The organism is Nitratireductor sp. GCM10026969, from assembly GCF_042660605.1.
In the GTDB taxonomy this organism is placed as follows: Bacteria; Pseudomonadota; Alphaproteobacteria; order Rhizobiales; family Rhizobiaceae; genus Chelativorans.
The window spans coordinates 1-21,309 of the sequence record NZ_JBHSUM010000043.1 but is presented as its reverse complement, the minus strand read 5'-3'; the positions used below and the strand labels follow the sequence as shown (position 1 = coordinate 21,309).

16 protein-coding genes and 1 pseudogene are annotated in these 21,309 nt (G+C 63.4%); 8 read left to right on the top strand and 9 right to left on the bottom strand.

All coding sequences use genetic code 11. The features are described from left to right. The first annotated feature begins 113 nt into the window (after positions 1–113). Positions 114–1,949: an aspartate--tRNA ligase gene (gene aspS / locus ACFP9U_RS11405; protein WP_378621465.1), complete on the top strand. Its 1,836-nt coding sequence runs from the start codon at positions 114–116 to the stop codon at positions 1,947–1,949. Positions 1,950–2,085: 136 nt separating this feature from the next. Here aspS and ACFP9U_RS11400 read toward each other — a convergent pair whose 3' ends face one another. Further along, entirely contained in the window at positions 2,086–3,270 is a 1,185-nt protein-coding gene (locus ACFP9U_RS11400; protein ID WP_378621463.1) for a hypothetical protein, read from the bottom strand. Between the two features lie 269 nt (positions 3,271–3,539). Beyond that, positions 3,540–4,253, bottom strand: a complete 714-nt coding sequence (locus ACFP9U_RS11395; RefSeq protein WP_378621462.1) for a DNA helicase — start codon at positions 4,251–4,253, stop codon at positions 3,540–3,542. Between the two features lie 263 nt (positions 4,254–4,516). On the opposite strand from ACFP9U_RS11395, the gene parC reads away from it, so the two are divergent. Then, the gene (gene parC, locus ACFP9U_RS11390; protein WP_378621460.1) at positions 4,517–6,772 is read left to right on the top strand and encodes a DNA topoisomerase IV subunit A; all 2,256 of its coding nucleotides are present in this window, start codon (positions 4,517–4,519) and stop codon (positions 6,770–6,772) included. A 228-nt stretch (positions 6,773–7,000) separates the two neighbouring features. On the opposite strand, the gene ACFP9U_RS11385 is transcribed toward parC, so the two are convergent. From ACFP9U_RS11385 to hemB, 5 genes are all read right to left on the bottom strand, one after another. Further along, positions 7,001–7,846 (bottom strand): DMT family transporter, encoded by an 846-nt coding sequence (locus ACFP9U_RS11385; RefSeq protein ID WP_378621477.1) that lies wholly within the window; start codon positions 7,844–7,846, stop codon positions 7,001–7,003. A gap of 94 nt (positions 7,847–7,940) precedes the next feature. Then, positions 7,941–8,687, bottom strand: coding sequence for an arginyltransferase (locus ACFP9U_RS11380; protein ID WP_378621459.1), 747 nt, complete (start codon positions 8,685–8,687; stop codon positions 7,941–7,943). A gap of 22 nt (positions 8,688–8,709) precedes the next feature. Continuing rightward, positions 8,710–10,542, bottom strand: a complete 1,833-nt coding sequence (locus tag ACFP9U_RS11375) for an SLC13 family permease (protein ID WP_378621456.1) — start codon at positions 10,540–10,542, stop codon at positions 8,710–8,712. A gap of 165 nt (positions 10,543–10,707) precedes the next feature. Next, a complete protein-coding gene (locus ACFP9U_RS11370; protein WP_378621454.1) occupies positions 10,708–11,175 on the bottom strand; it encodes an RDD family protein in 468 nt (155 codons plus the stop codon). A gap of 85 nt (positions 11,176–11,260) precedes the next feature. Then, on the bottom strand, positions 11,261–12,292 hold the full coding sequence (gene hemB / locus ACFP9U_RS11365) for a porphobilinogen synthase (protein ID WP_322450726.1): 1,032 nt from the start codon (positions 12,290–12,292) through the stop codon (positions 11,261–11,263). A 377-nt stretch (positions 12,293–12,669) separates the two neighbouring features. On the opposite strand from hemB, the gene ACFP9U_RS11360 reads away from it, so the two are divergent. The 3 genes from ACFP9U_RS11360 (at position 12,670) to ACFP9U_RS11350 (ending at position 15,317) form a co-directional block, all read left to right on the top strand. Further along, complete coding sequence (locus tag ACFP9U_RS11360) at positions 12,670–13,101, top strand: DUF6163 family protein (protein WP_378621452.1); 432 nt, start codon at positions 12,670–12,672, stop codon at positions 13,099–13,101. Positions 13,102–13,243: 142 nt separating this feature from the next. Then, entirely contained in the window at positions 13,244–13,759 is a 516-nt protein-coding gene (gene ldtR / locus ACFP9U_RS11355) for a transcriptional regulator LdtR (RefSeq protein WP_378621451.1), read from the top strand. Positions 13,760–14,057: 298 nt separating this feature from the next. Beyond that, positions 14,058–15,317, top strand: a complete 1,260-nt coding sequence (locus ACFP9U_RS11350; RefSeq protein ID WP_378621449.1) for a L,D-transpeptidase family protein — start codon at positions 14,058–14,060, stop codon at positions 15,315–15,317. 113 nt (positions 15,318–15,430) lie between these two features. Here the strand turns inward: ACFP9U_RS11350 and ACFP9U_RS11345 are convergent, their stop codons facing one another. Both ACFP9U_RS11345 and ACFP9U_RS11340 read right to left on the bottom strand, forming a co-directional pair. Beyond that, a complete protein-coding gene (locus ACFP9U_RS11345) occupies positions 15,431–17,842 on the bottom strand; it encodes a hypothetical protein (RefSeq protein WP_378621448.1) in 2,412 nt (803 codons plus the stop codon). A 2-nt stretch (positions 17,843–17,844) separates the two neighbouring features. Next, positions 17,845–18,522, bottom strand: coding sequence for a hypothetical protein (locus ACFP9U_RS11340; protein WP_378621446.1), 678 nt, complete (start codon positions 18,520–18,522; stop codon positions 17,845–17,847). A 573-nt stretch (positions 18,523–19,095) separates the two neighbouring features. Between ACFP9U_RS11340 and glyA the strand changes: the two genes are divergently transcribed. From glyA to ACFP9U_RS11325, 3 genes and pseudogenes are all read left to right on the top strand, one after another. After that, a complete protein-coding gene (gene glyA / locus ACFP9U_RS11335; protein WP_378621445.1) occupies positions 19,096–20,409 on the top strand; it encodes a serine hydroxymethyltransferase in 1,314 nt (437 codons plus the stop codon). A gap of 40 nt (positions 20,410–20,449) precedes the next feature. Beyond that, entirely contained in the window at positions 20,450–20,911 is a 462-nt protein-coding gene (gene nrdR / locus ACFP9U_RS11330) for a transcriptional regulator NrdR (protein ID WP_378621443.1), read from the top strand. Between the two features lie 110 nt (positions 20,912–21,021). Then, positions 21,022–21,309: pseudogene (locus tag ACFP9U_RS11325) on the top strand (riboflavin biosynthesis protein RibD); the annotation flags it as partial.

Genomic DNA, 21,309 nt, shown 5'->3' with positions numbered 1-21,309 from the left:
CCATGCATGGGAGGCCGGCTCCGCCTTGACAAAAGCGGGCGCGCATGCGCTTTTCGCGCCGGTTTGTTCGGGCCGCCGGCGCCCCAGTCACCTCAGGACACGGACGAGACAGAATGCATCGCTACCGCAGCCATACCTGCGCAGAATTGAGAAAATCCGACGTGGGCCAGACCGTACGCATTTCCGGCTGGGTTCACCGCGTGCGCGACCATGGCGGCCTGCTCTTCATCGATCTGCGCGACCACTACGGTATCACGCAGATTGTCGCCGATCCCGATTCGCCATCTTTCCAGACGGCCGAGCGCGTGCGCGGCGAATGGGTGATCCGTGTCGACGGCGCGGTGAAGGCGCGCACGGAGGAGACGGTGAACCCGAACCTGCCGACCGGTGAGGTCGAGGTCTTCGCGCGCGACATCGAGGTGCTGTCGCAGGCGAAGGAGCTTCCGCTGCCCGTTTTCGGCGAGCCGGATTATCCCGAGGACATCCGGCTGAAATACCGCTTCCTCGACCTGCGCCGCGAAACCTTGCACAGGAACATCGTCGCGCGCACGAAGATCATCGCCGCCATGCGCGAGAAGATGGGCGAGGCCGGCTTCACCGAGTTCTCCACGCCCATCCTGACGGCCTCCTCGCCGGAGGGCGCGCGCGACTTTCTCGTGCCTTCGCGCCTGCACGAGGGCAAGTTCTACGCGCTGCCGCAAGCCCCGCAGATCTACAAGCAGCTCATCATGGTCTCGGGCTTCGACCGCTATTTCCAGATCGCGCCGTGCTTTCGCGACGAGGATCCGCGCGCTGACCGGCTGCCCGGTGAGTTCTACCAGCTCGACCTAGAGATGAGCTTCATCGAGCAGGAGGACGTCTTCCACACGATGGAACCGGTCATGCGCTCCGTGTTCGAGACCTTCGCCGAAGGCAAGCCGGTGACCGGCACGTTCCCGCGCATTCCCTACGACGAGGCGATGCGCAAATACGGCACGGACAAGCCGGACCTGCGCAACCCGATCGTCATGGAAGAGGTTTCGGAGCATTTCCGCGGCTCCGGTTTCAAGGTCTTCGCCAACATCCTGGCCAACGATCCGATGGCCGAGGTCTGGGCGGTTCCCGCCAAAACCGGCGGCTCCCGCGCCTTCTGCGACCGCATGAACTCCTGGGCGCAGGGCGAGGGGCAGCCTGGGCTCGGCTACATCTTCTGGCGCAAGGAAACATCGGACGAGGCTAAATTTCCTGAAGGCGGTGGTTTTCCTGATGAAAGTGGCTGGCAGGTAGTCGGTGCCGGCCCGATCGCCAAGAACATCGGTCCCGAGCGCACCGAGGCGATCCGCACCCAACTCGGCCTCGGGGACGGGGATGCCTGCTTCTTCGTCGCCGGCGATCCGAAGAAGTTTGCGGCCTTCGCGGGGGCGGCGCGCACGCGCGCCGGCGAGGAACTGGATCTCGTCGACCGCGAGCGTTTCGAACTCGCCTGGATCGTCGACTTCCCCTTCTACGAATGGGACGAGGATGAAAAGAAGGTCGATTTCGGCCATAATCCCTTCACCATGCCGCAGGGCGGACTGGAGGCGCTCGAGGAGAAGGATCCGCTCTCCATCAAGGCGTTCCAGTACGATCTCGTCTGCAATGGCTTCGAGATTGCGTCCGGCGGCATCCGCAACCACCTGCCGGAGGTGATGGTGAAGGCTTTCGAGATCGTCGGCTTCGACCGCCAGACGGTGGAGGAGCGCTTCGGCGGCCTCTACCGCGCCTTCCAGTACGGCGCTCCTCCGCACGGCGGCATGGCGGCGGGCATCGACCGCATCGTCATGCTTCTAGTGGGCGCGAAGAACCTGCGCGAAGTGACCATGTTCCCCATGAACCAGCAGGCTGAAGACCTGCTCATGGGAGCCCCCTCGGAACCCACCGCGCAGCAGCTGCGCGAGCTGCATCTGAGGCTTGCGCCGAAGAAGGATTGAGGGAGCAAAAGGGCAACGCCCCCGCTATTCGTCATCCTCGGGCTTGACCCGAGGATCCATGCCGGATCGGCCCAATCTGCAGAATGGTCGATGTCACGGGCGATCGTTGCACCGCGCCCGCACCGATCGACCCCGCCTACTGGTTCGCATTAACGCTCAGCCCGAGTTGCTGGACGAGCATTTCGGGCGCACCCATTGCCGCGCCCATGACCATGGCGAAAGGCACCGGGTTCTCGGGCATCGCGCTGATTTCCAGGTTCTGCGGGTTTTTCAGGAAAGTGCCGACCGCCGTTGCGATGTCCGTGGCCGCCTGCTCGCCGAGGAAATTGGAGAGCTGGAGGGGAATGACGGCCGTCATCTGGGCGATGACGTCGTCGGGTGTGCTGCCCTCTCGTTCGGCCACGTAGTCGAGCATCTTGCGCGTCAGCGAATCGTCGGTGAAGCGGATGCGCAATCCATGGAAGGTGAGTTGCTGCATCATCCCGAGCATGGCCATGCCCTGGGCCGAGTTGTTCTGACCGCCGTCGGCGGACTGTCTCGCCATCTCGTCCAGCATGCGCACGAACTCGGGTGTATAGCCGGCGAAATCGACCATTAGCGCGAGCGTGCCGGCATCTTCCACCACGGCCTCGTAGCGCGTCAGACGGACGCGTCCGTCCGAGGGCTGCCACGATCCTTCCATATAGCCGCTGCCAGTGATCTGGCTGTAGCCCAGTCGTTCCAGAAGCGCGGTGGCGTCTCGGTCGTCGGCGATGGCGGCCAGGTCGAGTGAGAAGCGCTCCGCCGCGCCGACGGCCGCGAGGACGCCGTCCTCCTCCGAAAGCTCGGCATAGGCGTTTTCGAGCGAGCCGAGTGGCCCGTCCTCGCCGTCAACGTCCACCCGCGCAACCGCGAACCGCTCGTAGCGCATGGCGCCGCCGTAGGGATCGGTATCGATGTCCTGCGGCAGCACAAGGCCGGTCATCGTCGCATCCGTCAGCGAGACGGTGACGTCGTTACCCCGATGCTCGAACGCGTCGAGCGCGATGGTGCCGACGCGATAATCGCCGTCCTCCTCCTCGATGACGTCTTCCAGCGTGACGGTGCCAAGCGCGATCGCTTCGCCGCCCACGGTGCTGCGGGCGCTCACGCCCTCCAGCGTCACGTCGCTGCCGGCCATGCTCGCGGCGTCATATGTCAGCACGATCTGCTGCTTCTCGAGCAGCGCCTGCAGGCGCTCACCCACGGCATCCGACTCGACGGCGAAGGCGCACGGCGTGCCAACACCGGCTATGAGACCGGCGAGAAGAAGGGATTTGGAATGGTGGTGAAAACGGATCATGCTGGTTTCCAGAATTTCGTTTCGGTCATTATACGCCAAGACCTGAATTATTGCCCCAGGATTACCTCCGGAAGATGACCGGCAGGGTAATCCCTGTCAAATCGCGAAACCACTGACCCGCGCGCAACGCAGGGTGCGGCGCAAGGCAGGGGCGGGGACGGTGCTCAGGAGCACTTGACCTAAAGCTAACCTCAGGTCCTAGCGTCAGTTCCTTTGGAGTTCCGAGGAGACAGGAGTGCGTATCTTCATCATGGGCGGGACCGGCCTCGCTAGCGCACGGCCTGGAACCGGATTTCACCGTGGTTCAGGAAGCAAGTCTTGTTGAACAGCTGCAAATCCAGCGGGTTCGGCAGCCGGATATCCTGAACGTCAGGGCACGGTTTCTCCGACGGATCGTATGACCGGTCGATCTGAGAGATGAAAACGATGATGAGGCCCTGGTTCCGGGCGAACGTGTTCAGCACGCAAACCTGCACCGCCAGTTCGGGGTTTTCGCGTTTCTGATCGAGCAGTTGCAGGTAGTCTATGACCGCCAGCGTACCGCGAGGTGCTGGTGCCAACTTCGCGATGATGTATTCGGCGCTGATCGCGTCGGAGCAGTCGAACGCGAAAAGCCCGTCGAACCGTGCATAGTCCGCCCCGATAGAACGGAGACGGTCCAGAATCTCCCTCTCCGTGTACTCCAGCGTGAAGAAGACCGCGCGGTTGCCTGATTTCATTGCCTCCACGGCGAGCTCGAGGCTCATCAGCGTCTTGCCGTGGCCCGGGCGTGCGCCCACCAGCACCAGGTCGCCGGGGGCCAACCGGGCAAAAAGTCTTGCTGCGGGCTTCGATGCGGACAATCTCGCAGCGAGCAGGCTCCAGTTGCTGTAGCCTTCCTGAAGGGCTATCCGGTCAAGCGCTTCGTGGAGGGGAATGTTTCCTTCGCGGGATAAGAGCCTGGCCTTGCGCTTCAAACGGTAGATCGGCGCGGACAGTTTCATCGGCAACCTCCTATTGCGAGCCTTCTTCGCAATCCCTCCTTATGCCTGGTGCTCGAACAGTCGGTTCGATGATCGGTGAGCCCTGTATGAACTGTACTTTCCCGAACGGAGGGGGGAGGCGGGGGCCGCGCCCGAATCGGATCATAGCTTAATCCTCGCTGGGCGGAAATCGAGCATGTCCCCTTCGCCGTCGGCGCCCGACAGGCGTGGACGAAGGACCCGCCCCACTTGCCTTGCGGCGCGGCGTTCGATAACCGGAGCCCATGGGAAAAGAGCTGCTTCCGCCCGGCAATGGCGATGATTCGGCTCCTCCGGTCGACCTGAAGAAGGCGCTGGAGGAACGTTATCTCGCCTATGCCCTGTCGACCATCATGCACCGGGCGCTGCCCGACGTGCGCGACGGGTTGAAGCCCGTGCACCGGCGCATCATGCACACCATGCGGCTGCTGCGCCTCAACCCCGACCAGGGCTTCGCCAAGTGCGCGCGCATCGTCGGCGACGTCATGGGTAAGTTCCATCCCCACGGCGACCAGTCCATCTACGACGCGCTGGTGCGTCTCGCCCAGTCCTTCTCCATGCGCTATCCGCTGGTCGACGGGCAGGGGAATTTCGGCAATATCGACGGCGACAATGCCGCCGCCATGCGCTACACCGAAGCGCGCATGACGGAGGTCGCCGCCGAGCTTTTGACCGGCATCACGGAAGACGCCGTCGACTTCCGCCAGACCTACAATGAGGAGGACGAGGAGCCGGTTGTCCTTCCCGGCGCCTTCCCGAACCTGCTGTGCAACGGCTCCTCCGGCATTGCCGTCGGTATGGCGACCTCGATCCCGCCGCACAACGCCGCCGAGATCTGCGACGCGGCGCTCGTTCTGATCGACGATCCCGAGGCACCGGTTTCGCGCCTGCTCGAACATGTGAAGGGACCGGACTTCCCGACCGGCGGCATTCTCGTCGAGGGCGAGGCGGCCATCCGCGAGGCCTATGAGACGGGCCGCGGTGGCTTCCGCCTGCGCTCGCGCTGGCACAAGGAGGATCAGGGCCGCGGCACCTGGAACGCGGTTGTTACCGAAATCCCCTACGGCGTTCAAAAGTCGCGGCTGATCGAGAAGATCGCCGAGCTCATCATTGCCCGACGCCTGCCGCTGCTGGAAGACATCCGCGACGAAAGCGCGGAGGACATCCGCGTGGTGCTGGTGCCCAAGAGCCGCTCGGTCGAGCCCGACCTTTTGATGGAGTCGCTCTTCCGGCTTACCGACCTGGAGACGCGGTTCCCTCTCAACATGAACGTGTTGTCGCGCGGGCGCGTGCCGGGCGTGCTGTCGCTCAAACAGGTGCTGCGCGAATGGCTCGATCACCGGCGCGAGGTGCTCCTGCGCCGGTCGCGGCATCGGCTCGCCGAGATCGAGAAGCGGCTGGAGATCCTGGCCGGTTACCTCGTCGCCTATCTCAACATCGACGAGGTGATCCGCATCATCCGGGAGGAGGACGAGCCCAAGGCGGTGATGATCGAGCGCTTCGAACTGACCGACGTCCAGGCCGAAGCCATCCTCAACATGCGGCTTCGCGCCCTGCGCAAGCTGGAAGAGTTCGAGATCCGCAAGGAGTTCGAGAAGCTAACGGAAGAAAAGAGCCAGATCGAAGGGTTGCTGGGCTCGGAAGCGCGCCAGTGGAAGACCGTACGCTGGGAGGTCGCCAAGGTGCGTCAGACCTTCGACCCGGAGAAGAACCCGGCGCTCGGCCGCCGTCGCACCACCTTCGGCGAGGCGCCTGCGCACGATCTGGAGGACGTGCAGCACGCGATGATCGAGCGCGAGCCGATCACTGTCGTACTTTCCGAGAAGGGCTGGCTGCGCGCCATGAAGGGCCATTTGTCGGACTTCTCCACGCTCTCCTTCAAGGAGGGCGACGGCCTGAAACGCGCCTTCCACGCGCAGACGACCGACAAGGTCCTGCTCTTCACCACGGGCGGCAAGTTCTACACGATCGGTGCGGACCGCCTGCCGGGCGGGCGCGGCCATGGCGAGCCGGTGCGCATCATGGTCGACATGGAGAACGACCAGGCGATCGTCACCGCCTTCGTGCATGATCCGGAGCGCCGCCTGCTGCTCGCTTCCCATGGCGGAAACGGCTTTATCGTTGCCGAGAGCGACGTCGTCGCCAATACGCGCAAGGGCAAGCAGGTGATGAACGTCAAGGCACCCGACGAGGCACGGCTTTGCATACCGGTTTCCGGCGACCACGTCGCCATCGTCGGCGAGAACCGAAAGCTCCTCGTCTTCCCGCTCTCGGAGGTGCCGGAGATGGCCCGCGGCAAGGGCGTGCGCCTGCAGCGCTACAAGGACGGCGGTGTTTCCGACCTGAAGACCTTCGCCATGGAGGCGGGGCTCTCCTGGCAGGACTCGGCCGAGCGCACCTTCACTCGCCGGGGCGAAGAGCTGACCGAATGGGTGGGCAACCGCGCGGCGGCCGGGCGCATGGCGCCGAAGGGCTTTCCGCGCACCGGCAAATTCGGCTGAGGTCCTGGCGGGAGCGCGGCTGACGGCGTCACCCGGAAGAGCGCTGCCGGAAGAGAAAATCGGCCTTGCCGTCGGGTCACCAGGTGCGCCATCGTCCTTTGGGAGCTAGCCGCCAGAAGGAGCAGGCTATGACCGAGCAGATAAATCCGACACCCGCTGGTGAAGGCTGGGGCCAATGCGCCGACCAGCTCGCGGAACTGCTCGCCCGGATGTGAGCGGACCTGCTCCCTATACCGGATGGCGGATCGTTCCCGCCGCGCGGCGCCGCCGCCGACCGGTGTGGAGCTGCCACAGGGAGTGCGCCACCAGCGTAACGACAAGGATGGTGCCGCCGACGAGGCTCGCCCGCGTCGGCACCTCCTTGAAGATCATCCACACCCAGATCGGCGCCAGCACCGTCTCCAGCAGATAGAACATCGCCACTTCCGGTCCCGGAAGATATTTCGGGCCGTTGGCGAGGCAGAAGAAGGAGATCGGTATGACGACGGCGCCGTTGAGGACGATCCACCAGGGCGCCTCGATGCGATAGCCCGTTCCGGCGGTCATGAAGGCTCCCAGCAGGCAGGGCAGGGCGACCGCCACCAGTGCGGCAAACCCCATGTCGCGCCCGCTCGCACGTGTGATGGTGATGGCGAGCGCGATGGAAAAGGCGGAGGACAGCGCCATCAGGTCGCCGGCGAGGTTGCCGGTGCCGATGCTGCCGCCGACGATGATGAGGACGCCGGCGAACATCGCGGCCATGGCAATCAGGGTGGCCGGCCGCGGCCGCTCCTTCAGGAAGACCCAGGAAAGAAGGGCGGCGAACATCGAGTTGAAGGCGAGGATGAAGACGAGATTGGCCGTGGTGGTGTTGTAGACCGCCCCGATGAAGGTGACGGCCGACAGGCCGTAAAGGGCTGCGACCGCCAGTCCGGGCCGGCCCGGGATAAGCGCCGGCGCATTACGCGAGAAGAGCCGCCAGGTGCCCCAGACGACGAGCGCCACGATGACGGTGAGCCCGCTGCGCACCATGAGAATGGACCAGTGATCGCCGTCTGCAAGGCGGATCAGGGGAATGTCGACGGTGAGCGCCATGCCGCCGATCGCGGTCAGCAGCAGGCCTTTCCCGTGGCTGTTCTGGCTGTCGGACAATTGGCGCCGCTCGCTTGTGGAGGCTTCACGGAAGCGGTCATTCGTACCGCTCCCAGCCGTTGGGGCCGAGATGCTCCTGCGGCGTGAAGCGCACCTTATAGGCCATCTTGCGCGAGCCGTTGACCCAGTAGCCGAGATAGACATGGGGCAGGCCGGCGGCGTTGGCCCGCCGGATATGATCGAGGATCATGAAGGTGCCGAGCGAGCGGTCCTCGATCTCAGGATTGTAGAAGGAGTAGACCATCGATAGCCCGTCGGTCATCTGGTCCGTCAGCGCCACGCCCAGGAGTTCACCTTCGCCGCGGCCGGTGACAAAGGAGTCCGGGCCGCGCCGGCGGTACTCGATGATGCTGGTGTCGACGTGGGTATCCTCGACCATCATCGCGTAGTCGAGAACGGTCATGTCCGACATGCCGCCACGGCGGTGACGGGCATCGAGGTAGGCGCGGAAGAGCGAATACTGCTCCGTCGACGGTTCGGGAAGATGAGCGGTGCCGATCAGGTCCGCGTTGCGCTTCATGATGCGCTTCATGTTCTTCGTCGGCCGGAATTCCTGGGCGAGGATTCGCACAGACACGCAGGCCCGGCAGCCCTCGCAGGCCGGCCGGTAGGCGATGTTCTGCGATCGGCGGAAGCCGCCCTGGGTCAAGAGGTCGTTGAGTTCTGACGCCTTGTCCCCCACCAGATGCGTGAAGACCTTCCGCTCGAACTGCCCTTCCAGATAGGGGCAGGGCGAGGGTGCCGTGAGGAAGAATTGCGGCGATTGCGTCGGCTGCTGCGTCATGGTGTGTGGGCGCTACTCCTTTTCAAAGCCCATAATACCATGGACCGACCAGTGAAAACGTCAACCACATTATTGCGACAAGCGGCGCACCTGCCTTGATGAAGTCGCGGAAGGAGTAGTGCCCCGGACCCATGACCAGAAGGTTGGTCTGATAGCCGATCGGCGTGGCGAAGGAGGCGTTGGCGGCGAAGATCGTGGCCGCGACGAACGCCTCCGGCGGCGCGCCGATGGCCTCCGCGATGCCGATCGCGATGGGCGTGAACAGCACGGCCGTCGCGTTGTTGGACAGGAAGTTCGTCAACACCGCGACCACGGCGAAGAAGCCGGAGACGACCACGGCAGGGCTCTGGCCGTCCAGCAGCGTCACGACGCCGTGGGCGATCAGCTCCGCGCCACCGGTGCGTTCCAGGGCGGTGGCGGCGGCGATCGAGGCGCCCACGAGCAGGAATATCTGCCGGTCGAAGGCGCGGCCCACCTGCTGCAGGGTGAGGCACCCCGTCGCCATCATGGCGAAGGCGCCGGCGATGGAGGTGACCACGATGGGCAGGATGTTGAAGGCCGCCGTCACGACGATGAAGGCGAAGATGGCGATGGCGATCCCCGCCTTGCGCCGTTGCGGCACCGGTTCGGCGGACCATTCCAGCACGAGCAGGTCGTGGCTGTCGCGCATTTCCTCAAACGCCCGGTCGGTGCCGCCGATGAGGATCGTGTCACCTGGTTCCAGGCGGATCTCCGACAGGGGTGTGCGGCCCATGCGGTGCTTGCGCTGGACGCCGAGCATGTGCACGCCATGAGTGATGTCGATGCCGGCATTGCGGATGGTCCGTCCGGCATGGCGCGAGCCCGGCGCGATGACGGCCTCGGCGATATGGTAGTCGGGGCCCAGCGGCTGGGAAAGTTCCCCGCCGCCGGCGAAGGGTTCCGCCTCCTCGCCGCCGATGATGCCGCTCCCGCCGCGCGACAGCGCTTTTACGAACGCCCGCCGTGTCGCCGTCACCACCAACCGATCGCCCTCAGACAGGGTGACGTTTTCGAACGGCGGATAGAAGTTCATGCCGCGGCGCACGATGAGGCGGGGCGTGATCTCGCCCAGACCCGGAAAGAGCCCGGCGCGCGACTCCAGGCCGATAAAGGGGTGCCCGGCGGTCAGCCTGATCTCGCCGATGAACTGCGTGCCCGAGACGGTCTGGCGGAAGTTCTGCTCGCTGCCCGTTTCGCGCAGGATACGCGGCATTATCCAAAGGACGTAGACCGCGCCGGTGGCTGCCAGCGCGAGCCCTGGTACGGTGATGTCGAAAAAGCCGATTCCGATGCCGGACCGGGCCGCCACGCCAGCAACCAGCAGGTTGGTGGAGGAGCCGATCAGGGTCGTCATGCCGCCGAGGATCGTCATGAAGGAGAGGGGCATCAGCGTCTTGGAAGCGGCGAAGTTACGCTGCGCGGCCATCACCGTCAGGACCGGGATGAAGATCACCACCACCGGGGTATTGTTCAGGATCGCGCTCAAGGTGGCAGCCGCCAGGAGCGTGATCACGATGGTGCGCGTGTTGGAGCGCCCTCCGGAACGGGCGATGATGCGTGCCGGTCGGTCCATCGCATCGGTGGCGAAAAGCCCCTGGCCGACGATGAGCAGGGCGAGCACCGTGGCCAGCGCCGGATTGGCGAAGCCGGTGAGCAGTTCCTCCGGGTCCAGGCTCCCGTAAACCGGGCTTTCATAGGGAAAGACGGCGAAAAGCAGCAAAAAGCCTGCGAGACTGGCCAGCGCCACCTGCTCCAGCGCGAAACGCTCGCTGGCATAGGCGGCCACCGTCGCCAGGATGATCACGAGGGTCATCCAGATGTGGAAATCGGCCATGACGCGTCCCGCCAGTCAATGTTTGGCGGACCCGGATCCCTCGCCCGCCGATTGCGCCAGAGCATAAGGGCAGCACCCCGCGCCGCAAGCATGGATTTGCCCGCGCAGGCCTGCTGTGCGCAACTTTGGACCGGGTTTACCCCGCCCGCGTGGTATGCCGTTTCGTCAGCTTGCGCGCGTCACCACCGTTCCCAGCAGGAGGTCGTGCAAGGTCCGCTTGTAGCTAAGGAAGAGACTCACCAGAAGGATGAGTGGTGTCAGAATGGCGTTGCCGGCCCAGAAGAGCACGGTATGGACGACCGCCAGAACGGGATCGACACGCTGTCCGTCGAGCCGTTCGAGCCGCAGATCCATCAGCCGCATGCCGAGGGTCGACTGGTTGGGGCCGCCAAGTGTCGCCGCCACGTATAAAAGCGCGGTGAGCGGCCCCAATATGCCGAACAGGAGCCATCCCAGACCCAGGGTGAAGATTCCCAACAGGAACACCAGAAGCCCGATCGGAATGAGGAGGAGGGCGATCAGGCAATAGTCGATGAGGAAAGCGATGACGCGGCGGGTGCGCACACCCCGGAAGGTCCGCGCGTCCTCGAGCCGTGCATCCTCGGCGGACATATCGATCGTCTTCGCAGCCATACGTCAGAAAATCCCTAAAAAATTGCGAGCCCGAGCTTTGCGGCCAAGATGGGGATCGTGCTGGGCTTTTCAAGCGAATGGCCCCTCAGCCGCGAAGCTGCTTCGCCACCTCCGGCGCGAAATAGGTCAGAATGCCGTCGCAGCCGGCGCGCTTGAAGGCGAGCAGGCTTTCCATCATCGCCTTGTCGCCGTCGAGCCAGCCATTGGCGGCGGCCGCCTTGATCATCGCATACTCGCCGGAGACCTGATAGGCGAAGGTCGGTACGGCGAAATTGTCCTTCAGGCGCCGCACGATATCGAGATAGGGCAGGCCCGGTTTCACCATCACCATGTCGGCGCCCTCGGCAAGGTCCTGCTCGGTCTCGCGCAGCGCCTCGTCCGTATTGGCCGGATCGATGTAATAGGTCTTCTTGTCGCCCTTCAGAAGCCCACCCGTTCCGATGGCTTCCCGGTAGGGTCCGTAGAAGGCCGAGGCGAACTTGGTCGCGTAGGACATGATCGCCACGTCGTGAAAACCCGCCGCATCGAGCGCGTCGCGAATGGCGCCCACGCGCCCGTCCATCATGTCGGACGGGGCGATCACGTCGGAGCCGGCGGCCGCCTGCAGCACCGCCGCCTCGGCGATCTGCGAGACCGTTTCGTCGTTGACGATGGTTCCGTCAGCCAGGATGCCGTCGTGTCCATGGTCGGTGAAGGGATCGAGCGCAACGTCGGTGATGACGCCGATTTCCGGGACCGCCTCCTTGATGGCGCGGCTTGCCCGGTTGATCAGATTGTCCGGATCGAGGATTGCCGAACCCCGCGCGTCGCGCCGGCTCATGTCGATGTTCGGAAAGGTGGCGACGGCCGGAATGCCCAGTTCAGCCGCTCGCACGGCCTGTTTCACCGCCAGGTCGACCGAATATCGATAGACGCCGGGCATGGCGACGATCTCCTCCTGTTTCTTCTGTCCTTCGACCAGGAAGATCGGCCAGATGAGATCGTCGACCCGCAGGTGGTTCTCCTGCACCAGCCGGCGCGACCAGTCCGCCTTGCGCATGCGCCGAAGGCGCCTTCCGGCGGTGATGTCGTCGACGCTGCGGATGGTGTCGGGCTTGGGGCGGCCGGGCTTGTTCACGATCGATCTCCAGTTTACCGGATTCCTACCACGCGCTGCCCCCGCCGAACAACAAGTCTGCTTGTCCGATGCCGCGATGGACGCGGGCGCCATTGACGCGGGGCCGTACCGCACATAAGCACCGGTCTGGGCTTGTGCGAGGAGGCTGGTTTGGAGCTTGGATTCGGCGGCGATGCTGTTGTCTGCTTTGCGCCAACCGGCCGTGCATGCATCACCCCGCTCGACTGGCGAGCGCGATCGGATTCGCTCGCCCGGACGATGATGTCTACCGGGGGGGCGAAAAGTTCTCTCCGATATCCGGCGCGTGACGCCACCACGATGACGCCCGTCACGCGTGATGCCCGTTCAGCACCGCCCGAGGGAGGAGAGCCGGAGCTGTGATAGACGACAGGGTAGCGCAAGCGCCGGTACAGCAGTCCCCGCTCGAATATGCGCTGGAGTTGCTCCACAGGGCAGTGGCGCTTTCCTGCCTTATCCAGGGCACCGCCTACTGGGTCAGGCTCATGGGCTTCTTCGAAGGAGCGGAATGGCGGTTCGACCTCATGTCGCCGCACTGGCAGGTGGCCGCTGCGCCGCTGGCCGTGCTGTTTCCCTTCGCCGCGGTCGGCCTATGGACCCTGGCCTCCTGGGGACCGGTGATCTGGTTCATCTGCGCGTTGGCCGAAATTATCATGTACGGCCTGTTTCCCGAGCTCTACGGCACCCGTTCCTTGCTGATCGCCCTGCACGGCCTGATCGCCGTCTGCTATGCCGTTCTGCGCCTGGCGATCCATATACGCCGACGGCGCTCCGACGTTAACCGAGGTTAACGCCTTTTTAGCCCTAAATGCAGGGTTTTTTCCGTAACGCCCTGTTAAGCTTGGCTTTTAAGTCCAATTTTAGGTGCATTCGATAGGGTCGCCCCCAAGGTGAAGAAAAGAACTCACCGGCGTCAAAACGAAAGGCACAGTCATGATAAACTCGCGACCCGCGACACAGGACACGTCTGTTCACGAAGAACGTAAAGATGCCCTGCGTTCCCTCTACCTCGAATCGCTCCAGCTCGTCGAAAGGCTGCACCGCCGCCTGCTCGACGTGATCAAGGACGAGTTCGAGCGCCAGGGGCGCAAGGACATCAACGCGGTGCAGGCGCTGCTTCTGTTCAACATCGGCAATGCGGAACTGACGGCCGGGGAGCTGCGCTCGCGCGGCTATTATCTCGGCTCCAACGTTTCGTACAACCTGAAGAAGCTCGTCGACCTGGGCTTCATGCTTCATCAGCGCTCGCGTATCGACCGCCGGTCGGTGCGCATCAGCCTGACGCCGAAGGGCCAGGAGATCGCCAAGGTGGTCTCGCGGCTCTATGACCGTCACATCGGATCGATCGAGCAGGTGGGCGGCATCAAGCCGGACGAGTTCCGGCAGATGAACCGCGCCTTGCAGCGGCTCGACCGCTTCTGGAACGACACGATCGCCTACCGCATGTGACCAGTGCCATTTTGACGGCCGGGGGCAACCGGTCGAGTGCGGGGCCGCGTCTTGGCACGGCCGGTGTCCCATCCGGGACGCCGGCCGCACATTTTCGTGAAGCCGGTTTCGTTGCGCCCTTCGGCGTCACGCTAATACCATAATTGCAAGGGAATGGATCAGGATGCTGGCGCTGATGGACGGGCGACGGCGTGCACGCGATGGCGGAGAAATCACCGGGAGCTTGGCTTGGTGAAAAAATTAACGTTGTTGCGGACAGGATAGAGCAAAGCGTTTCCATGGAAGTTTGGTGAAGGTGATGAAGACGAGTCGTCGCATTTTTCTCGCCGGTGCCGGCGCCGCGGCAGCGGCAAGCACGTTTGCAGGTGCGGCCCGTGCACAGAATCTCATCGACTCGATCATCAACTCCTCGCGACGCGGTGCCTGGGGAGACCAGTTCGACGCACAGGTATCGGAAGTTGGAGAGGTCTCTTCGACCAGACCCATCCTCAGCCCCGAGACGGTGCGCCATGTCGAAAGCGCCATTGCCGAGTATTCCCGCATCACCGCGCAGGGCGGCTGGCCGGTGGTGCCGGCCAACAAGAAGCTGCAGCTCGGCGTCATCGATCCCGACGTGGAGCTTTTGCGGCGGCGGCTGATGATTTCGGGCGATCTGTCGACGCAGGCTGGCATGTCCCCAGCCTTCGATTCCTATGTCGACGCGGCGCTCAAGCGCTTCCAGGCACGCCATGGCCTGCCTGCCGATGGAGTGACGGGGCATTACACCTATTCGGCGATGAACGTCTCTGCCCGTATTCGTCTCGGCCAGCTCGAGACGAATCTGGGACGTGTGCGCGAGCAGACTTCCGGGTCGCTCGGCAACCGTTTCGTGATGGTCAATATTCCCGCTGCCGAAATCGAGGCGGTGGAGAACGGCCGCGTCGTGCTGCGCCACACGGCCATCGTCGGCAAGATCGATCGCCAGACTCCGATCCTGACGTCGAAGATCAACGAGATCATTCTCAATCCGTATTGGAACGCCCCGGTTTCCATTGTGCGCAAGGACATCATCCCGGAGATGCGCAGGAACCCCAACTACCTGGCCGACAACAATATCCGCCTGATCGCCCCGGACGGCAACGAGGTGGACCCGATGGCGGTGAACTGGTCGACGGACGAGGCGACGAAGTACAGGTTCCGCCAGGATCCGGGCCGGATCAACGCCATGGCCACGGTGAAGATCAATTTCCCCAACAGCCACGCCGTCTACATGCACGACACGCCGCAAAAGCAGCTCTTCACCGACCAGGAGCGCTTTCACTCCTCCGGCTGCGTGCGGGTGCAGAACGTGCGCGACCTCGTCACCTGGATCCTGCGCGACACGCCCGGCTGGGACCGGCGCACGATCGAGACGACCATCCAGACCGAGGAAGACCAGCGCATCCCCGTCGCCAATCCGGTGCCGGTCTATTTCACCTACATCTCCGCCTGGTCGACCGGCAGTGGCGTGGTGCACTTCCGCGACGACATCTATGGCCGCGACGGTGTCGAGGAACTGCAGATTTCGACTGCGCTCTGACGGGCGCGCGCGTGTGCCAACGGCTGAGGCCGCCCTCAAGGGCGGCCTTTTCCATTTACAAGGGAATGCCCCGAGCGGCGCTGCCGGTTCGGGCCGAACGGAACCGTGTCGCCTTATGCCCAGATCATGCCCTGAGCGGCGAGGTCGTTGTAATAGGCAGCGTCGTTATAGGGGTCATCAATGATCGTTCCGGCGACCTCCACGGCGTGGTGCTCTTCAAAGGTGGTGTCGGTGAAACTGCCGGACCCGACCAGCCGGTCCCCGTGGAAATGGTTGAAGTCCTGGATTACGTCCCGGCCGTTGCCCAAGATGAACCGATCGGCCCCATAGCCACCCACGAGGATGTCATCGCCGGCGCCGCCGTCGAGAATGTCGGCCCCCGCTTTCCCCTCTAGCAGGTTGTCGCGTTCGTTGCCTGTGAGGACGTCATTTCCGTCGCCGGCAATGACCTGGTCGATCCGGAGTAGATCGATCTCAATGACCCCTGGGCCCAGCAACTCTTCAATGGTTGCCTTTCCTTTCGCCAGATCGACGGAAACTGTGCGGTCTTCCTCCAAAAACCTGATCCTGTCGCGGCCCCCGTCGCCGTCGATAATGTAGGAGGGAAAAGTTTGCGATGAAAGCGGCTCTATCTCAAATACGTCGTCGCACCGTGTGCCGACCAGATGCTCAAAATCGTAAAGGCGATCCGATGAAACGCCGACTGTCGCCTTGCCGACAGCCCCGGCCCGGTCATCGTCGTCGTAGAGGCTGAATACTGCCTTGCTCGCGAGATTCGAGTAGTCGGCCCGGTCTATCCCGTCGCCGCCATAGAGTTGTGTATACTCGATACTATCGTTCCCACCTCGAAAAACGACATCATCTCCCGCGCCGGCAAGGATGAGATCATTCCTCCCATTGGAAAAGATGACGTCGTTGCCGGCCCCGGTGGAAATCAGGGCTGCCGCACTTTTGCTGGTAACAGTTTCGTTGCCTTCACCTCCGATGAAGACAGAGGTGTTCCCCGGCGTCGAGGGCGGGACATCGTGCTCACTGTCACCGGTGCTCGTGGAGAAAATGTAGCTGGGCGCATTGGTGACGTAGTAGCCGATAGTCAGATGCTGTTTGAGAGCCTCGTCAGTGGGCGCATTCTCGGCCCGAAGGGCGAACGCGTAATCGCCTATCTGTTCCACGCAAGAGTGGAGGCCTTTCCCTCCAATCGCATCCATGGGTGAACCTGTGAAGGCCCATTCCGGCCCGGTGACGGACACGGTGGCGGTGTCGCCGCTTATCGAGAGAATACCCTCGCAATGCGCGGCGTCCTTATCCGCCTCGAATGCCAGAATGCCGCCGTAGGCGACCATGAACTTGGCTATCGCCGGTGCCAGATCCTTTATCGACATCGACGCATCGGGCGCGCTGACGAGCCGTCCCAGTTGGTCGGCATCGTTGAAGATCGCCCGGATACCGGTGTTTCCGAAGGGCAATCCCCCTTCCTCGAGTGCGGAATAGGCGATTACCGCCTGCATGTTTGAAATTGCATCCGCCGGTTGGGTCTCGAAGGTGACCCAAGTCTGAACGGCGCTCGTGGTCCAGGCCACTTCCTCGTCGAAGAACGCCTTCAATATGCTGTCGGCCACCGCATGCCAGTTGTCCCCATGATTCTCCTTCGCATAAAGCAGCGTCACCAGCGAGTGACGCGCCACGGCGCCGCCGTCCCAGCCGAAGGTCTCGAGCTGCGCATAGTCGATCTTCTGCTCGGCCTCGCTCTGGCCGGTGGAGACCTTGTAGCCGAAATATGATGCGAGCGGCCCGAAGAAGGGCGCCGTAAGCTCGGTGCCCAGCACGCCGAGCTTCAGGGCAATGGAACCGTCGCGCAGGCCTTCGCCGATTTCGCTCTTCACATGCATCGCGTTTACCTTGCCGAAGTTGGGCATGTGCATGCCCAGCGACTGCAGCAGTTCCGGCGTCAGGGTGTCGTAGTGGAAATCATCCGGCAGGCGGCCGTCGGCCTTCATCGCCGCGACCCGCCGCTCCACCTCAGAGCCGATGGCGCCCATGGCGGCGGCGCCGAAGGGCATGTGGTCGAAGACTTCGGCCTGCGTGCCCGAAAGCAGAGATACGAAGCCGGCGAGTCCCCCACCCAGCGAGTGGCCGACCAGCAGCGGCTTGTGGGGCGCGTCGTCATAGACGGTGAGTACCGGATCGTCGTTGATCTGCCGGAGCACGCTCTCATAGAATTCGATCGCCAGCCGGCCTTGGCTCGTATCCGGAAAACCAGCGCCCAACCTCCAGCCGTTCCAGGCGTCGCTGGCGGTAGCGGCCAAGTCGTCGGTGTCCGTGCCGCGATAGGAGATGATGGTCTGGCCGTTCCACTCGTAGGCGACAGCGTAGAAGCCGGCGTCGTGCGAACCAAGCGGCAAGTCTGTATCTCGAATTCGTGCATTGCCAATCCGGGACCCGGGAATAGTAAAAGAGCCGGGGCCTTCCCCACGGTAGTAGGAATCCAGAGCGAGAATCGATATTTCTAATTCTTTCGAAATCATATTTACCTCAACTTGAAATCACCATGATGAATAGATCTATAAAAAGGCGGATTGTATGGATCTCCTATAGGGCCAAGTGCTGGTTCTGGATATTCTCCAAGCCAGCGCAGAACGAGTTCTATATTTCCACTTGTCACCTCCTCTTCTGTTGTACCTACAGTGATGCGCCTGAGCGCATATCCTTGCCCAAAGGTCGCCGACAGGTCTTCGGGATCGACCCGCTTCACGCTCGCGGGATCGTTGACGTCTTCAAACGTCACCAGCATGGGCATGCATTCCTCCGGCACGGTGCGGGTCTCGTGCGAGCGCTCCAGCTCCGGCCCCGTCTGCGCGATGAGGCCATAGTTCACCAGCAGGCCGCCATGCGAGCTGATCGGCGCGCCGCCGACGAAGGTGCAGGGTGCCAGAAAGGCCGCGCCCCGGAGGATCGCGAAGAGATATGTACCCGGCTTCACCTCCACGAACGGGGCCTCGCCCGTGACGTTCGAGAGATAGGCGGGGCCGTTGAGTCTGCCGAGTTCGCCGTTCTCCTTCCATTTGACGGCGACGACGCTCGATCCGGTCTTGGTCCCCTCCGGCGTCTCGACCTCGATCGTCACCTTCTGGTGCCAGGAATAGCTTTCCAGGCAGCCCGGGATGGAGGCGATGAGGAGCATCCAGAGGATCTTGAGGAAGTCCATCAGACCGGCCCCCCGTTCGGCGAATGGCCGACCAGCAGCGGCTCGACGGGTGCGTTATCGACGCACGGCCGGTAACCCGTGTGTATGCTCGCCCGGTGCCGGCTTTCGCGTGTCGCGGAAAAAGTGCTCTCCCGCAGCGGCTTCGAAAGATGCTCGGAGTGTATGACCGAAGACGGTATAGATTTAGAAAGAGGTTTTGGACGTGAATTGTTATCTCTATAATATATATAAAACATAATCTTTTTTCATCTATGAAGTTTTGAAAATGGGAGGAGAATTTTATAAGGTATACTGTGTTTCGTCACGCGGAATCGTGTTTCAAAATGTCTTGGTGCGGTGGTGAGTTTGCGGGTGATTGCGATCGAGCCCTGTGGTGTCCGGGCCGACGTCGTGATCGCGCTCTGAAAGCCGGGCGGCTCGACGGTCCTGGTTCGCCTGCGGCATAGCGTGTCGCGCGATATGTCGCGTCGGCTGGAAAATTATGCGCAAGACGTGGTGACGCGGCGCGAAAGATGTTAATGGCGGCGCGGTTTCCGACACGCACAGTTCTTATCAGCGCAAGGATAGACTGCCATGGCAAATGCGTCCGCCGCATCGCTCGACACCGAATCCTTTTTCTCCAAGCCGCTCGAAGAGGCCGACGGCGCCATTTTCGAGGCCGTTCGCAACGAACTCGGCCGGCAACGCCACGAGATCGAGCTGATCGCCTCGGAGAACATCGTCTCGCGCGCGGTGCTCGAGGCGCAGGGGACCGTTCTCACCAACAAATATGCCGAAGGCTATCCCGGCCGGCGCTATTACGGCGGCTGCGAGTTCGTCGACGTGGTCGAGGAACTGGCGATCGAGCGGGCGAAAAGGCTCTTCGAGTGCAAGTTCGCCAATGTGCAGCCGAATTCGGGCAGCCAGATGAACCAGGCGGTCTTCCTGGCGCTGCTTCAGCCCGGCGACACCTTCATGGGGCTCGATCTGAATTCCGGCGGGCATCTCACCCACGGCTCGCCGGTCAACATGTCGGGCAAGTGGTTCAACGTCGTCTCCTACGGCGTGCGTGAGGACGACCATCTCCTCGACATGGAGGCGGTGGAGCGGCTGGCGCATGAGAAGAAACCGAAGCTGATTCTGGCCGGCGGCACGGCATATTCGCGCATCTGGGACTGGAAGCGTTTCCGCGAGATCGCCGATGCCGTGGGCGCCTATCTGATGGTCGACATGGCGCATATCGCCGGGCTCGTTGCGGGCGATGCGCACCCGTCGCCGCTGCCGCACGCGCATGTGGTCACGACGACCACGCACAAATCGCTGCGCGGGCCGCGCGGCGGCATGATCCTCACCAATGACGAGGACATCGCCAAGAAGATCAATTCCGCAGTGTTTCCGGGCCTGCAGGGCGGGCCGCTGATGCATGTCATCGCCGGCAAGGCGGTGGCGCTCGGCGAGGCGCTCAAGCCCGACTTCAAGGCCTATGCGCACCAGGTGGTGGCGAATGCGCGGGCGCTTGCCGCCAGCCTCCAGGAGACCGGCCTCGACATCGTCTCCGGCGGCACGGACAACCACCTCATGCTCGTCGACCTGCGCCCCAAGAACGCCACCGGCAAGCGTGCCGAGGCAGCGCTCGGGCGCGCCAACATCACCTGCAACAAGAACGGCATTCCCTTCGATCCGGAGAAGCCCTTCGTCACCTCCGGCGTCCGTCTCGGCACGCCTGCGGGCACGACGCGCGGATTCGGCGTCGCGGAATTCGCCGAGATCGGCAAGCTGATCGCCGAGGTGCTCGATGGGCTGAAGGCCGCCAATTCCGACGAGGGCAATCTGGCGGTCGAGGAGGCCGTCAAGAAGAAGGTGGTCGCGCTCACCGATCGCTTTCCGCTCTACCCCTATCTGGGCTAGGGATAGCGAAGAAGGGCGATTCCCGCCGGGAAAGGTTCGCATGCGCTGTCCCTACTGCCAGTCCGAGGACACCCAGGTGAAGGATTCGCGGCCGGCCGAGGACGGCGCCGCGATCCGCCGCCGGCGCGCCTGCCCGGATTGCGGCGGGCGCTTCACCACCTTCGAGCGCGTGCAGTTGCGCGAACTCGTGGTGATCAAGCGCTCCGGCCGCAAGGTGCCCTTCGATCGCGACAAGCTGATGCGCTCCTTCGACATCGCGTTGAGAAAGCGCAACGTGGAGCCGGAGCGGGTGGAGCGGGCGGTCACCGGCATCGTACGCCAGCTCGAAAGCTCCGGCGAGAGCGAGATCGCCTCGGACGAGATCGGGCTTCTCGTCATGGAAGCGTTGAAATCGCTCGATGACGTCGCCTATGTGCGCTACGCCTCCGTCTATCGCAATTTCCGCGAGGCGAAGGATTTCCAGGATGTGCTGGGCGAGCTGAAGGGGCCGGGCGCGGAGTAAGTGGCCGATGTTCCTCGGCGGCGGGAAGGCGGATAGCAACGGCTTGAAAACTGGTGCGCGAGGGCACCGATGCGTCCGTTCCCGGCACGACCTTCTGACGGAATAGTATTATGCAGGGTGCTTTCACAGAGGAAACCGACCAGCGCTTCATGGCCGCCGCCATCCGGCTGTCGCGGCGCCATCTCGGGCTCACCGGCACCAACCCGTCCGTCGCCACGTTGATCGTCCGCGACGATGGTGCGGGGCCCTGTATCGTCGGGTGGGGCGTGACGGCCGTCGGCGGCCGTCCGCATGCCGAGCCGCAGGCGATCGCGGAAGCGGGAGACAAGGCACATGGAGCGACCGCCTATGTGACGCTGGAGCCTTGCGCCCATCACGGCCGCACGCCGCCCTGTGCC

What these genes read in the sequence shown, in the direction of transcription:
- ACFP9U_RS11350 (WP_378621449.1), top strand. Translation starts at nt 14,058, where the DNA reads ATGAAGACGAGTCGTCGCATTTTTCTCGCCGGTGCCGGCGCCGCGGCA.
- ACFP9U_RS11400 (WP_378621463.1), bottom strand. Translation starts at nt 3,270, where the DNA reads ATGATCCGTTTTCACCACCATTCCAAATCCCTTCTTCTCGCCGGTCTC.
- ACFP9U_RS11370 (WP_378621454.1), bottom strand. Translation starts at nt 11,175, where the DNA reads ATGGCTGCGAAGACGATCGATATGTCCGCCGAGGATGCACGGCTCGAG.
- nrdR (WP_378621443.1), top strand. Translation starts at nt 20,450, where the DNA reads ATGCGCTGTCCCTACTGCCAGTCCGAGGACACCCAGGTGAAGGATTCG.
- ACFP9U_RS11345 (WP_378621448.1), bottom strand. Translation starts at nt 17,842, where the DNA reads ATGATTTCGAAAGAATTAGAAATATCGATTCTCGCTCTGGATTCCTAC.
- ldtR (WP_378621451.1), top strand. Translation starts at nt 13,244, where the DNA reads ATGATAAACTCGCGACCCGCGACACAGGACACGTCTGTTCACGAAGAA.
- glyA (WP_378621445.1), top strand. Translation starts at nt 19,096, where the DNA reads ATGGCAAATGCGTCCGCCGCATCGCTCGACACCGAATCCTTTTTCTCC.
- ACFP9U_RS11375 (WP_378621456.1), bottom strand. Translation starts at nt 10,542, where the DNA reads ATGGCCGATTTCCACATCTGGATGACCCTCGTGATCATCCTGGCGACG.
- ACFP9U_RS11385 (WP_378621477.1), bottom strand. Translation starts at nt 7,846, where the DNA reads ATGGCGCTCACCGTCGACATTCCCCTGATCCGCCTTGCAGACGGCGAT.
- ACFP9U_RS11340 (WP_378621446.1), bottom strand. Translation starts at nt 18,522, where the DNA reads ATGGACTTCCTCAAGATCCTCTGGATGCTCCTCATCGCCTCCATCCCG.
- parC (WP_378621460.1), top strand. Translation starts at nt 4,517, where the DNA reads ATGGGAAAAGAGCTGCTTCCGCCCGGCAATGGCGATGATTCGGCTCCT.
- ACFP9U_RS11395 (WP_378621462.1), bottom strand. Translation starts at nt 4,253, where the DNA reads ATGAAACTGTCCGCGCCGATCTACCGTTTGAAGCGCAAGGCCAGGCTC.
- aspS (WP_378621465.1), top strand. Translation starts at nt 114, where the DNA reads ATGCATCGCTACCGCAGCCATACCTGCGCAGAATTGAGAAAATCCGAC.
- ACFP9U_RS11380 (WP_378621459.1), bottom strand. Translation starts at nt 8,687, where the DNA reads ATGACGCAGCAGCCGACGCAATCGCCGCAATTCTTCCTCACGGCACCC.